The organism is Gilliamella sp. B3801, assembly GCF_026536645.1.
Taxonomy (GTDB): domain Bacteria; phylum Pseudomonadota; class Gammaproteobacteria; order Enterobacterales; family Orbaceae; genus Gilliamella; species Gilliamella apicola_I.
In genome coordinates, this window is the sequence record NZ_JAFNNR010000012.1 from 1 (window position 1) to 14284 (window position 14284).

Consider the following 14284-nt stretch of genomic DNA (forward strand, 5'->3'; position numbering starts at 1 on the left):
TTTGATTATGATCTTCTAAATTAAGTGAACCTTTCTTATCAACGTTATAGTTAGATTTTTCGCTAAAGACATTCTCGGCTTTCGCATTCCAAGAACCACCAGTTATATTGGTGTTTCCTTCATAAGTATGTTTACCACTAATAAAGTTATCACCAGAGATTACATTGACATTGCCTTTTCCATTTGCTTTGCTATCAATATCCCAGCCTACTTGATAATCATTATTAGTATGATTGAAATTAAGCTCACCCGCTGGTAATGATGGATCTTGATTTGCAAAATGGATAACCGGCACATCAATTGCTCCCGCTTTTTGTGGCGCTTCATTTGGTTTACCACCAATATTTAATTTACCGCCCTCATTGATGGTTATACCATCATTTTCACCATTAGCGTTTTTAGTTGTGTTTATTTTGGCATCATTAGAAACCGTGATTTCACTTTTATTACCAATTGATATATCCTTAACCACATTCAATGCAGAATCAGTTCCATCAACAAATACTTTACCGCCATTTCTAACAACTAAAGTACCGTTGACTGTATCACCAATATTGGCTTTAGCACCATTTAAAATATTTAGCTCAGCATGACCCGTATTTACATTTTTTTCTGGCCCTACACGCATAGTGGCCGCATTTAATGTTGAATCCTTACCTATAACATTAAAAATTGCAGTACCATTTGCAAATCCAAGCAATAGCGTATTTTTTGCATCAAATAAGCCGCCCTCTATGACATCAACTTTGGCATTACCATTAGCGCCAACAAATACTTGAATTTTCGATTTTTGAATGAATGCGCTTCCTTTACCTTTCACTGTTAGGGTGGTATTAGAACCAGCTTCACTTCCTATACTTGGCGAAGCCCAAGCAGTATTAGTGAAAGTACCACCATTTGTGATTAATACATTCGCATCACCACCTTGGAAACCAAAGTATGCAACACCCTGAGCATTAATAAGATGTCCATTATCAAGAATTAATTCACCTGAATTTCCTGCGCCTCGACCAACTAAAATTCTTGCTAACGATAGCGTACCGCCATCACTAATCGTTAGACGTCCTTTTCCATTTATCCCTGATCCTAATGAATATTCCTCATTGGTTATTTGACCACTTTGAATTGTGCCAGTACCATTACCTTTGATTGTTTCATTCGAATTAATATGAATTGGTGCAGCTAATGCACTTTCAGACATAGCAGCTGTAATCATGATGGCTGCTGCAATTTTACTTACTGAAGATTTTGTTTTGCCTTTGGCTAGTTCCGATACTGCCAAGCTTATTCCTTGTCTATTTTTTAAAACTTTGTAGATTTTATTCATTTATTAAATTTCCTTGATTTTACGATATTAAACATAACCACTAGTCTTTTAGAAAGTTATGTAAAAATATTATTGATCGGATTAAATGATCAATCAATATTCAATCGATCGAAAATTTCTTATAAATATTGTAAGCATTATTTAATCTATTGTTTTTGTTTATTAAATATTAATTAATTCAATGAAAAAACAATGAAAAGTTTTGATGAGATAATTTTCAGATAAACGTAAAAACCGCTAATCTAATTTTCGCTTAAAAAGTGATAAACATTGGACCTATTTTGCACACCAAACTTCTCAATTTATAACGGTTGATAACTTGGCTAGCTGACATAGACAACGCAAATAAATTTTTAATAAAATTTCAATGGTAAGCCATTATTTTATTTTTTCTCTATAATATTTATTAAATTTTTTTAACATTTACAGCGCTATTTATTAAACGATTTTTATAACAACATTATTTTTTTAGATTTAACATTGGGAAGATAACATTTTCGATGTACTGAGTTGAGGAAATAGACTTCAGCTAAAATATGGGTTTTCAGGCACTCTTAAGAGTACCTGATTTTAAAAGAGAATAGTTAATCGTTGTGATGCTAGATTTTTGTTGAAAAAAGTTGATCTGTTTGGTGATCAAGATAAGCTTGATTGACAAGTATTCCATCATTCACACCTTCAACTTCAGGCCCTTTATCCGTTTGTTTTAACATTTTTTTCGTAATGGTTAAAATACTTTTTTGCTGACATTTTGGACATTGGCAATATTCATAATTTAGCATTGACATTTTATCGTCAGTCTTTTTAACGAGCAAATCCCGAATATCTTTTTGAAGTTCTACATTGGCTAATGCATCGGCATAATTACCTACACGACTATTATTAATATTGTTTTCTAATTCTTCACTAGACAAAGAATGGAAAAAATATTTTTTGTACCAAGTTTGGCAATCTTCACAAAAGGCATCTTCTATGAATAAAGCTGTTAAAATTGGGTAAAAGAAGACTAAGAATTCAATCAGATAAACGCCAGCTAATAACATCCCTGAAATTGAACCTTTTGATGAGCTACCTTTAGTAATCGTGATTTCACGATAAGGAATGATATCATCTATTAATAAAGTTATAGTATCAATAGGCGATAAAAACAGTGAAATCCAATTGGACAAATAATTAGTGTCAAATAACAAAACTTCAAAAGTAACCAAATTTGAATAATAGGCAAACAAGCAGATTAAAAAAGTCATTAATATATTGATTTTGACATTACGGATCTTCGCTAATTGAGATAAATTAGATTGCAACATGATTATCACATAACACATCCCCACAATAAGACCGATATCAATAAGAATTAGTGGAGAAAAATGAGAGATTATGGCATATACAACGCCAAGTAAAATAGCCACAAAAATACCCAGCAAAGTTAAAACAATCGTAGAGCCCAGATTGAATTTATTTGAAAATTGATAGTGTTCAGTTGAGGTGTTCATTATTTTTCCTTATATTTATAGATAAATCTACTTTGATTATTTCAATAGAAAAATTAGATAATTTATATTATTGACAGCAAGTGAAACCGTCATTATTTTCATAAAACATATCAAAGCTTTTTTGAGAGCGGCGTATTTTAGTATGAGTAAAAGGAAAGAAAAAGGGATTTTTTTAAATGTTGAAATCGAGCTATTTTTAAATTCATTAACTTCTCAATATTTTGATAATAAAATCAATTGATATTGAGAAGAATTACGTTGTTATATCTAATTAATAAAATTATTCGATATTTTGTACTTGTTCTCGAATTTGTTCTATTAAAACTTTTAATTCAATGGCACTAGCCGTGACATCGGCATTAATAGATTTTGAAGCAATGGTATTCGATTCACGGTTGAATTCTTGCATCATAAAATCAAGTCGACGTCCAACGGCTTCATTTTTCTTCAAAATTGCATAAGTTTCTTTAACGTGTGTCATTAGACGATCAAGCTCTTCAGCAACATCAATACGTTGAGCCATCATGACAATTTCTTGTTCAAACCTTGAGCTATCTAATTCGATATTGGCTTCAGCTAATTTAGTTTGTAGACGCTCTTTTTGCCATTCCAAAATCTGTGGCATCCATTGACGAATCTTTTCAACTTGTTCCGTTATCCCTTCAAGCCGTTGGATGATAAGCTCACCTAATGCTTTACCTTCACGTTCACGTACAGTAATAAATTCATCAATTGTCGAATCTAATATTGCTAAAAGTTCTTGCGATATGGTATCTAAATTTTGCTCTTTAGCTGATAATACACCTGGCCAACGTAAAACATCGATAGGATTGACTTCGCCGGATTTGTGCTCTGACTGAATCCAATTAGCTGCATTTAAAATTTGTTTAGCTAGATCTTGGTTTAAAGATAATTCTTGATGTTGAGCAGCAGGATCCAATTCAAAACGCAAATGGCATTCAATTTTACCCCGCGTTAAACGATGACGAAGCCGTTCACGAATAATAGGCTCAAGTGAGCGAAACTGTTCAGGCAAACGGATGTAAGTTTCTAAATAACGTTGGTTGACCGAACGAAGCTCCCAAGAAGCGGTCCCCCATGGTTGATTTACTTCTTTTCTGGCATAAGCGGTCATACTGGAAATCATAATGGCTTCCTAAATTTAGTAAAAAACTTGCTGGGCATTGTATCACAAATTCTGTATAATGCGCTCTTAGCTTAGGCTAAACATCAACCTTTTTCTTGTTGATGTCCTCCTAAATGGTAAATTCAAATAATTTTTTAAATATAACTGCTGGAGAAATGCATGCGCCCGTCAGGTCGATCTGCGGAACAAGTCCGCCCTATCAAAATTACCCGTCATTACACTAAGCATGCAGAAGGTTCTGTATTAGTAGAGTTCGGTGAAACAAAAGTACTGTGTAATGCAACTGTCGATGAAAGTGTTCCTCGTTTCTTAAAAGGTCAAAATCAAGGTTGGGTCACGGCTGAATATGGTATGTTGCCTCGTGCGACTAATTCAAGAACGCAACGGGAAGCGGCAAAAGGTAAACAAACAGGTCGCACAATGGAAATTCAACGATTAATTGCTCGTTCATTAAGAGCAATGATAGATCTTAAACTTTTAGGCGAATATACCATTACCTTAGACTGCGATGTCATTCAAGCTGACGGTGGTACAAGAACAGCTTCAATTACTGGCGCGTGTGTAGCGCTAAATGATGCGATAAATAAAATGATTGCCGAAGGTAAAGTTAAACAAAATCCGATTAAATCATTGGTCGCAGCGGTGTCTGTCGGTATTGTCGATGGTCAACCTGTATGTGATTTAGAATATATTGAAGATTCTAATGCTGAAACTGATATGAATGTAGTAATGACTGATGACGGACGAATTATTGAAGTTCAAGGAACAGCCGAAGGTGAACCTTTTAGTCATGACGAATTATTAAAATTATTAGAATTAGCTAAAAATGGCATTGCAACAATTATTGATGCACAAAGACAGGCCTTAAAAGATTAATTGGAGAGGATCGATGAAATCATACAAAAGTGAATTTATTGAATTTGCTTTAAATCGGCAAGCATTGAAATTTGGCGAATTCACCTTAAAATCAGGTCGAAAAAGTCCTTATTTTTTTAATGCGGGTTTGTTTAACACCGGTAAAGATTTAGCGCTTTTAGGTCGCTTTTACGCTGCTGCTTTATTAGATGCCAAGCTCGAATATGACGTAATTTTTGGTCCTGCTTATAAGGGGATTCCGATTGTATCATCAACTGTCGTTGCATTATCTGAACATCACAACGTTGATGTTCCTTACTGCTTTAATCGTAAAGAGGCAAAAGATCATGGTGAAGGAGGCAATTTAGTCGGCAGTTCGATTTATGAGCAACGTGTTATGCTGGTTGACGATGTTATTACTGCCGGAACCGCAATACGTGAATCGATGCAAATATTGGAAGATAATAAATCAAAATTAGCTGGCGTATTAATTTGCTTAGACCGACAAGAAAAAGGTCGTGCCGATCTTTCTGCAATTCAAGAAATTAAACAAACTTATCATTGCGAAGTGATTTCAATTATTACACTTGATGATTTGATCCAATATCTTTATCAAGATCCAACCAGACAAGATCAAGTAAAACTAGTTGAAGCTTATCGTGAGCAATATGGTATAAACTAAAGTAAACTCTTACACAATCAGCTAATGAAATAAAAGCGTTGAAAAACGCTTTTACATCTTTTTACAATCCCATACATTTTTTAGACATTTAATCTGCTTTTTATCTATAATCTAGATTAGATTTATTTAGCCTTTTATTAGCAATTCAACAAGTATTTTTATAAACAAATAAACCTTAACTGTAGGATAATAAGATGAAAAAAACAATTTTATTTGCCATGTTACTCAATATTGGTATCGCCTTTAATAGTTATGCTGCTAACTCAGTTAATCAAGAATTGAATGTCAATAATACTTATCTTCAATTACAAGAATTAAAATATGGCAAAAATTTAATACCTGTGGGAAAAGTTGAAGCCAAAATTTCTGAAACTGTCGTATTAAAACCTGACACAGTACAATTTTCTGTAACTTTACTAACTGATGCCGCAACACCTAACGATGCCTCAGATCTCAATGTAAATATAATGAAACAATTTAAAGATGAATTATTGAAGTTGGGCTTAACTGAAGACAATTTAGAGACAATTGGTTATCAAAACAATGTAAGAGAGATAAATCAAGAAAATAGTCAAGAAAATTCAAAATATCAAGCAAATATGAATATTGTTATAAAGATTGATAATAACGATAGCTTTGTTGATCTCAATAAAATATTAGATAAATATAATATCAATGATATTCATCAAGTAAAAAGCGATAAAGTTAAAAATCTCTATGCTTTCAATATTCGCGAAACAGCCCAAACTTTAAATAACGCCAAAGATAATCTTTATAAAAAATATTCAACCATTACCGATGAATTAAAAAAACTTCAATTAACTGATTTCACCATAACCAATTCAGATACGGATAAAATATCACCGGAAAGAATTACTGTAAAACAATATTATGTTCAGCATAATCTTATGGTCAAAACAACTAAGCTTGACCTTATTGGTAAAATTATTGCTAAAGCTCAAGAATTAAAAATGGTTGTCAATGATGATACTTATTACACCGTTTCGAAAGAAGCCGTTCAAAAAGCAGTTGAAGAGCATGAAGCAATATTATTAGCTAAACTTAAAAATAAAGTTGAAAGACTACTGGCGAAACAATATCTGTTAGGTGCACCAATACAACTTGATATAAGCGGTGGAGAATTTGATTTGCATTCCGAATACAATCCATCTCAACGTTATGCGAAAAGATTGTATGCTGATGGAAATATGAGGGCTGATGTTAATATTTATGCTCCAACAGAGTATAAAATAAATCTTGTTTTATCAGGTACTTTTGAAACACTTAAACCTATACAATAAACTTTGAAGATAAACCTATCATCAATTGAACACGCTCTCCTTAGTTAGCTCTTTAATTAAATGGTAAATAGTCGGAGAGCGTTTAAACCCGAATATACTTACCATTTTATTTATAATTTAAAGTATTTATTGTACAAATAGTTTACTACATCAATCATCCATTTTTTCAAGCTACTCTCTTAAAACTTCGATTCATTTAGAATGGCTCTGCACATAAAATTTAGCATTGTCGTAATGGTAGATAATTGTTGAAAAATCGAATGGTTCTCCTGCCGATGTATAAAATATCTCTTCAACACATAACGCCGGATCGCCTGCTTGTAAGCCTAAGTATTCCGCTATTTCAGCGTCTAATTTTATCGCTTTGAAATACTTATCTGAAAAACCAATGCTAATTTTACAGATATCTTTCACATAACTAAATATTGAATGCTCAGCAATTTCTTTATTCAAATATGAAACCAGTTTTTTGCGATAATAAGATTGTTCAAATCCATATATTTCGCCGTCCACATATCGCAAACGCTTGATGTAATAAATGTGTTCATCATCACTACATCTTAGATTTTCTTTTACTTTTTTGTCTGGTTCAATAACATCTACGTTAAATACTTGCGATGCACCAGGAAGATCATTTAAATCTACACTAAAGCCGTGACTCTCTAGAAAATTGAGATATCCACTTTTTTTAGGCTGTCTGACAAAAATACCACTACCTTGTATTTGATAGATTACGCCATGGCGTTCAAGTTGATTTAAGGCTTTAATAATGGTTGTCCGACTGACTTGATATTGGTTAATTAACCCTTCAATATTGGGTAATTGGGTATCTTTTGGCAATTTTTGTTGATAAATTGTTCGTTTAATTTTTTCTGCAACATCCTGATATTTTAACATTTATTTCCCTTCTCTGTTTTTTAGATAGGCATATCCCATTTTATACAGGTTATTTTAATATTAAAGCAAACAAATTTAAAATTAGATCTAGATCACAAACAATAAAATTGGTAATTAACAATTTTCAATTTGTCGATAAGATGAGCTAACTGTATTTTTTATAAGGAACTTTAAACAATGTCATCAAAGATTCGAGACTATAATAAGTTGGCTGTTGATATTTTGAATGAGCTGGGTGGTGAAGATAATATTGTCACAGTCGCTCGTTGTGCAACACGTTTACGTTTGGTAACCCAAAAAACACCCGAAAATGCTAAAGAAAATATTGCTAAATTCCCTGGCGTCATAACCGTTGTTGAAAAAGGTGGACAAATTCAGGTGGTGATTGGCACAAATGTCGATAAGGTCTACAATGCTTTTATACAATTAATTAAAACAGATAATAAAGTTGCAAGTTCCGAAAATAAAAATATATTAAATCTTATCATTGCAACTATGTCAGCCGTTTTTGCGCCTTTCGTTTATGTTTTAGCCGCATCGGGAATATTACAAGGGATTCTAATCTTAATTAAATTAGCCTTTCCTGATTTCGGAACGACAGGCACTTACCAAGTATTCAATTTCATTTCGTGGGCACCCTTCGCCTTTTTACCTATTTTTATTGCGATTACAGCATCACAACATTTTCGCTGTAATATTTATATCGCCGTGGCGTGTTGTGCAGCCTTGTTATCACCAACATGGGCTGAACTGGCTGCACTCATCAAATCAGGACAAGAAGTTAATTTATTTGGTTTGGCATTGTCTGAAACTATTTATACATCTACGGTTTTACCCCCTTTATTCTTAGTTTGGTTGTTATCTTATTTAGAACGATTTTTAGAGCCACGTTTACATAGCATCATCAAACCACTCCTGATGCCTCTTATTTGCTTAGTCATTATGGTTCCGCTTACTTTGCTTGCAATCGGTCCGCTGACTGCAAATGCTGCACATTATATTGCTAATGGGTATAACTGGATTGTTAATCTTGCACCATCTGTGGCAGGTGGATTAATCGGTGCAGTCTGGCAAGTATTTGTTATTTTCGGTGTTCATTGGGGAATCACACCCGTTATCATTGAAAATATTAATCAATACGGTCAAGATTCATTCCAAGCTTTCCAAACAATTGCTGTTATTGGTCAAGTGGGCGCGGCGTTAGGATTCTATATCAAAACCAAAAATAAAGATATGAAAGGGGTCTCTTTATCCGCATTTGTTACCGGTATTTTTGGTATTACTGAACCGGCTATATATGGTGTTAACTTACGTTTCAAAAAACCATTCATTTATGGCTGTGCATGTGCAGCAATAGGCGGAATTGTTGCTGGATTTTTTACACCTTATTACTATACCTATGCCGCTTTGCCGGGTCCGTTAACTATAGTTAATGCGATTAACCCTGAACACCCAGGATCATTTATTGGCGTATTACTCGGTTCAGCAATTGCCCTGTTTGGACCTGTATTATTGATACAAATTTTAGGGACGGGTGAAACAAAATTATCCTCAAACGATTCAATCGAAGATGATACGCCAAATGTTTTACTTGATGAGATTCAAATTACCAGCCCAATGACAGGGAAAGCGCTGCCACTGAGTGAAGTCCCTGATCCTGCCTTCGCGCAAAAGTTAATGGGAGAAGGTATCGCAATTGAGCCAACGGATAATCACGTTTATGCCCCTGATGATGCGCAAATTACTGCAGTATTTGAGCGTTCAAAGCATGCAATTGGTTTGACCTTAAATAATGGTGTAGAACTATTAATCCATTGTGGTATCGATACAGTTAATTTAACAAATAACGAATTTAATTATCATGTATCATTAAATCAACAAGTTAAAAAAGGTGATTTGCTTATCAGTTTTGATCCAGACGCAATTATAAAAGCGGGTTATCCATTAATCACCCCAATTATTATTGTTAATAGTACGCAGTATCAGCAAATCACTTTAACCGATAAAACAGACGTTACAACTCAAGATATCGTATTTGACATTAAGCAATAACAAGGAACACAGATATGAAGCAAAAAAATTTTTTATGGGGTGGTGCATTAGCTGCCCACCAATTTGAAGGCGGTTGGAATGAGGGCGGTAAAGGCCCAAGTGTCGTCGATGTTATGACAGCAGGTGCACACGGTGTGCCAAGACAAATTACGCAAGATATTGAAGCAGGAAAATTTTACCCAAACCATACCGCAATTGATTTTTATCACCATTATAAAGAGGATATTAAACTATTTGCGGATCTAGGACTTAAATGTCTTCGTACTTCGATTGCTTGGACAAGAATTTTCCCTAAAGGCGATGAACTGCAACCTAATGAAGAGGGATTACAGTTTTACGACGCGGTATTTGATGAATTAATTGCCAACGGAATTGAACCGGTCATTACCCTATCCCATTTTGAAATTCCTTTGCATATTGCTCGTGAATATGGGGGATTCCGTAATCGTAAAACGGTTGAGTTTTTTGAACGATTTGCGATCACCTGCTTTGAGCGTTATAAAAACAAAGTTAAATACTGGATGACATTTAACGAAATTAACAATCAAATGGATACGAGTAATCCTATTTTCTTTTGGACTAATTCTGGTGTACAAGTCAAAGCAGGCGAAAATCCGCAAGAAATCCTTTACCAAGTTGCTCATTACGAACTCTTAGCCAGTGCTAAAGCCGTGATCGCGGGTAAAAAAATCAACCCAGATTTTCAAATTGGCTGTATGATTTCTCATGTACCAATCTATCCATACTCATGTAATCCTGAAGATATGATGGCTTCAGAAATTGCAATGCATCAACGATTCTTTTTCCCTGATGTTCATGTCCGAGGTTATTACCCTGCTTATGCATTAAAAGAGTTTGAGCGTGAAGGTTATAAACTTGATATTACGCAAGAAGATTTAGCATGTTTGAAACAAGGCACAGTTGATTACATTGGGTTTAGTTACTACATGTCTACTGTCGTTAAAGCCGATGTCAAAAATGATAACCGTGACAATATCGTCAATGGTGCTTTACCAAATGCGGTTGAAAATCCTTATATTAAAAGCAGTGACTGGGGATGGCCAATTGACCCTGAAGGCTTACGCTATACATTAAACCGTTTATATGATCGCTATCAATTGCCGTTATTTATTGTAGAAAATGGTTTCGGGGCAATTGACCAACTTGAAAATGGTCATCAAATACATGACCAACCTCGAATTGAATATCTCGGTGCACATATCAAAGCAATGTTAACAGCAATGGACTATGACGGGGTCGATGTTATTGGGTATACCGCATGGGGAATTATAGATGTTGTATCCTTTACTACTGGCGAAATGAAAAAACGTTATGGTGTGATCTATGTTGATCGTGATAACGAAGGTAATGGTAGCATGAAACGGTATAAGAAGGATTCCTTTGATTGGTATAAACAAGTCATTCAGACCAACGGTGAAAACTTAAAATAACGACTTAGTTAAGCCAAACTTATTTATGGGGATTTTATGATATTTCAATCATCCCCATAAATTCAGCTTAACACCTTAGTGCTTTAAACAGCTAAAAAGGGAAGATTAACTGTTTGTCTAATTGTGGATCAATAAGGGTAACATGAAAGCCAATTAACCTAACCCCCCTATCATTTCGTCGTTCTTGCCAAACTTTGTACGCTTGTTCAATCAAATCTTGTTTATCCAACTTTGCCCAGACATGTTCTTGTGTCGTGAGTTGAAAATCATCAAATTTAAATTTTACCCCTTGTCGGGCAATCGATAAATCTGTTCTGACTTTACTTAATCGTTTTTCTAACTCATCATAAAGTGGATCGAGTTGCAGTAAACAGTCATCCCAAGTATGAATATCATCAACCAAAGTACGTTCAACACCCACTGATTTACGTTGCCTGTCATTACAGACTTCACGCTCATCAATGCCTTGACATCTTTCATAAAGCACTCGACCAAACTTACCAAATTGATTAAGTAATTTGGTTAAATCATACTTCACCACATCTCGACAAGTAAATAACCCTAGTTCAGCCAGTTTTTTTTCGGTGACTTTCCCCACCCCCGGAATCTTTTTAAGAGGGAGTTGCTGTATGAACGAATCAACTTCGTCAGGTGTAATCACATATTGACCGTTAGGCTTGTTCATATCTGAAGCAATTTTAGCTAAAAATTTAAGTGGCGCAACACCAGCTGACGCAGTTAAACCCAGTTCATTAAATATAGCTTGGCGAATGTCTTTGGCAATTAATGTTGCCGAACCATGGCAAAGTTGACAATCAGTCACATCTAAATAAGCTTCATCAAGTGATAAGGCCTCGATTGCTTGGGTATAACGCTGAAAAATTTGATGAATCTGGTTTGAAACTTCTTTATAAACAGCATGTCTACCCGGAATAACTTTAAGATTTGGACACAGTTTTACCGCTTGTGCCATTGACATAGCACTATGAATACCAAATTGTCGAGCAAGATAATTGGCTGTTGCAACAACACCTCTTTTTCGTGGGTCACCCCCAACAGCAATGGGGATATTACGGTATCGAGGGTTGTCCCGCATCTCAACTGCCGCATAAAAACAATCCATGTCAACATGAATGATTTTTCGCATAATCTGAATGATAGCATCTAAAATATAACTGTATAAATATACAATACCATACCTTAAATGCTTGTGCAATCAGGATATCAATTACTTAACCAATTTATCAAAATCCACTAAACCTTTTTTATCATAGGGATCGCCAATCCAACGTATTGATGGTTTAAAGTTAGGATTAACTAAACTTTTTTCAGGCTGATATAAATTGTAAGTTAAGCCCGCTAAATCAGACCAAGTGTGAATTAAATCTTGTGAGCTAAATTTGCGATCAACGTAAGCTTGATAATCATTAGGATGTGTTTTCAACCAACTTGGTGATTGCCAAAGTATAAAGGGAATGGTATACATCGGTTTGGTTGGTGCTTTTTCATTTCGTCCTAAGACATCATACGGTGGTGTTTGATAAACCTCTTCACCATGATCGGAAAAATACAACATAAAACCGTTATCATGGCTCTGTTTAAATGTATTAAACAATGTCGTTATTACATAATCATTATAGCTAATTGCATTATCATAGCTGTTGTAGACTTTGGCGTTATCATCGTCAATATTGAATGGAATGCCTGTCTTATCTTGAAAAACATTATATTCACTACTTTTCGGATAACGAAATTCATATTTCATATGCGTACCAAGTAAATGAATAACGATAAATTTCTTTTTAGCGGGATCGGTTAACACCTCTTTAAAAGGCTGAATCACAGCATCATCATATTGTCTGGCACTTTGGTTACGATCGTTATTCATATAATATTGTTTATCTGTTTGCTTAGAAAACATGGTTAACATCGTATTTCGTTTAGTCATTGTTTGTTGATTGGTAATCCAAAATGTTTTATACCCTGCTTGTTTCATAAGATGAATGAGTGAAGGTTGTGTTAAATACAAATCGGGATGCCGTTCATCGGCGAAAGTCAGGGCTTGTTCTAAAATTTCGATCGTATATGGTCTGGATGAGACAACATCGTTGAAAACCAATAAATTTGGATTTTCTTTTTTAAATTGTTCAATCATCGGGGTAGTATTGCGGTTATAACCATAAATTCCCATTCTTGTACGGGTAGTCGATTCCCCAATGATTAAGACTAATGTTCTTGGTGTCTCCCCATTACTATCTGTTAAATTTTCTAATGAAGGCAAAGATTGCAAATTATTCAAAATATTTTCCATATTAGAAAGTTGTGAACGGTATGCAATATAGCTGCTCATTAATTGCCAAGGTACTGTCGTTTCCATACGGCTTAATAAATGTGCTCCCGCTTTCTCTAAGGAGGTTTTTTTTACCATTACACTGATTACTAGTGGCATCAAAGCATAAATAGCAATCAATAGTGAAACCATCCACTTAGTTTTATTTTGGACATAAACCGGTTTTACTTGTTTCCAAAGAAATAGAGCCACTAAAATATAGACAACTAATACGGCAATCAATTTAAAACTCAAGTATTGCTGAATATATTCATTAGATTCATTGAAATTTGATTCAGCCATTATAAAAAAAACACTTTGTGAAAACTCCTGCCGATAAATCACAAAATACGCTAACGAAATTAAAGACAATCCGCCAACTATAATCCCATAAATGGCTGCAATTTTACGAGTATAATTAGGAAAAAATAACACCGGTATGAGCCAAATTAAGCTATAAATAATGGAATCTCTTAACCCAATAAAATTAGAGTGTCCCGACAGAGAAATATAGAGTTGCAAAGCGGATGAAAAATAGGTAAAAAATAATATAATCAAAAATAACGAGGAAAAACTAAATTTCTGATCTGCTTTCAAATTTTGCATAAATATCAATAAAGAATCATGATGAATAAGTTTTTATAAGATACATTGGGTAGATTAATAAAACCTTAAGCACTCACATTCGATATTGAAACTAACAAAAGCCAACGGTAATCATTAATGCTATGAAAGCAATATGAAGCATAT

11 protein-coding genes are annotated in these 14284 nt (G+C 34.3%); 5 read left to right on the forward strand and 6 right to left on the reverse strand.

The features are described from left to right. From J3U14_RS10215 to J3U14_RS10225, 3 genes are all read right to left on the reverse strand, one after another. The coding region (locus J3U14_RS10215; RefSeq protein WP_267369670.1) for an ESPR-type extended signal peptide-containing protein at window positions 1–1327 on the reverse strand (1327 nt) is incomplete at its 3' end. Window positions 1328–1926: 599 nt separating this feature from the next. Continuing rightward, the gene (locus J3U14_RS10220; protein ID WP_267352165.1) at window positions 1927–2820 is read right to left on the reverse strand and encodes a hypothetical protein; all 894 of its coding nucleotides are present in this window, start codon (window positions 2818–2820) and stop codon (window positions 1927–1929) included. Window positions 2821–3100: 280 nt separating this feature from the next. Further along, entirely contained in the window at window positions 3101–3967 is an 867-nt protein-coding gene (locus tag J3U14_RS10225) for a YicC/YloC family endoribonuclease (RefSeq protein WP_267352166.1), read from the reverse strand. Window positions 3968–4126: 159 nt separating this feature from the next. Here J3U14_RS10225 and rph point away from each other — a divergent pair, with 159 nt between their 5' ends. The 3 genes from rph (at window position 4127) to J3U14_RS10240 (ending at window position 6805) form a co-directional block, all read left to right on the forward strand. After that, on the forward strand, window positions 4127–4843 hold the full coding sequence (gene rph, locus J3U14_RS10230) for a ribonuclease PH (RefSeq protein WP_220215281.1): 717 nt from the start codon (window positions 4127–4129) through the stop codon (window positions 4841–4843). 13 nt (window positions 4844–4856) lie between these two features. Next, window positions 4857–5504: an orotate phosphoribosyltransferase gene (pyrE, locus tag J3U14_RS10235; RefSeq protein WP_267352167.1), complete on the forward strand. Its 648-nt coding sequence runs from the start codon at window positions 4857–4859 to the stop codon at window positions 5502–5504. A gap of 194 nt (window positions 5505–5698) precedes the next feature. Beyond that, a complete protein-coding gene (locus J3U14_RS10240) occupies window positions 5699–6805 on the forward strand; it encodes an SIMPL domain-containing protein (RefSeq protein ID WP_267352168.1) in 1107 nt (368 codons plus the stop codon). A 192-nt stretch (window positions 6806–6997) separates the two neighbouring features. Here J3U14_RS10240 and J3U14_RS10245 read toward each other — a convergent pair whose 3' ends face one another. After that, a complete protein-coding gene (locus J3U14_RS10245) occupies window positions 6998–7702 on the reverse strand; it encodes a GntR family transcriptional regulator (protein WP_267352169.1) in 705 nt (234 codons plus the stop codon). 177 nt (window positions 7703–7879) lie between these two features. Between J3U14_RS10245 and J3U14_RS10250 the strand changes: the two genes are divergently transcribed. Together J3U14_RS10250 and J3U14_RS10255 are read left to right on the forward strand one after the other, a co-directional pair. Then, on the forward strand, window positions 7880–9754 hold the full coding sequence (locus J3U14_RS10250) for a glucose PTS transporter subunit IIA (protein WP_267352170.1): 1875 nt from the start codon (window positions 7880–7882) through the stop codon (window positions 9752–9754). A 14-nt stretch (window positions 9755–9768) separates the two neighbouring features. After that, window positions 9769–11205: a 6-phospho-beta-glucosidase gene (locus tag J3U14_RS10255; RefSeq protein WP_267352171.1), complete on the forward strand. Its 1437-nt coding sequence runs from the start codon at window positions 9769–9771 to the stop codon at window positions 11203–11205. Between the two features lie 91 nt (window positions 11206–11296). Here the strand turns inward: J3U14_RS10255 and dinB are convergent, their stop codons facing one another. After that, entirely contained in the window at window positions 11297–12352 is a 1056-nt protein-coding gene (dinB, locus tag J3U14_RS10260; protein ID WP_267352172.1) for a DNA polymerase IV, read from the reverse strand. A gap of 81 nt (window positions 12353–12433) precedes the next feature. After that, the gene (cptA, locus tag J3U14_RS10265) at window positions 12434–14140 is read right to left on the reverse strand and encodes a phosphoethanolamine transferase CptA (RefSeq protein WP_267352173.1); all 1707 of its coding nucleotides are present in this window, start codon (window positions 14138–14140) and stop codon (window positions 12434–12436) included. Window positions 14141–14284: the final 144 nt, after the last annotated feature.

What these genes read in the sequence shown, in the direction of transcription:
- dinB (WP_267352172.1), bottom strand. Translation starts at nt 12,352, where the DNA reads ATGCGAAAAATCATTCATGTTGACATGGATTGTTTTTATGCGGCAGTT.
- J3U14_RS10255 (WP_267352171.1), top strand. Translation starts at nt 9,769, where the DNA reads ATGAAGCAAAAAAATTTTTTATGGGGTGGTGCATTAGCTGCCCACCAA.
- J3U14_RS10245 (WP_267352169.1), bottom strand. Translation starts at nt 7,702, where the DNA reads ATGTTAAAATATCAGGATGTTGCAGAAAAAATTAAACGAACAATTTAT.
- pyrE (WP_267352167.1), top strand. Translation starts at nt 4,857, where the DNA reads ATGAAATCATACAAAAGTGAATTTATTGAATTTGCTTTAAATCGGCAA.
- J3U14_RS10220 (WP_267352165.1), bottom strand. Translation starts at nt 2,820, where the DNA reads ATGAACACCTCAACTGAACACTATCAATTTTCAAATAAATTCAATCTG.
- J3U14_RS10240 (WP_267352168.1), top strand. Translation starts at nt 5,699, where the DNA reads ATGAAAAAAACAATTTTATTTGCCATGTTACTCAATATTGGTATCGCC.
- rph (WP_220215281.1), top strand. Translation starts at nt 4,127, where the DNA reads ATGCGCCCGTCAGGTCGATCTGCGGAACAAGTCCGCCCTATCAAAATT.
- J3U14_RS10250 (WP_267352170.1), top strand. Translation starts at nt 7,880, where the DNA reads ATGTCATCAAAGATTCGAGACTATAATAAGTTGGCTGTTGATATTTTG.
- cptA (WP_267352173.1), bottom strand. Translation starts at nt 14,140, where the DNA reads ATGCAAAATTTGAAAGCAGATCAGAAATTTAGTTTTTCCTCGTTATTT.
- J3U14_RS10225 (WP_267352166.1), bottom strand. Translation starts at nt 3,967, where the DNA reads ATGATTTCCAGTATGACCGCTTATGCCAGAAAAGAAGTAAATCAACCA.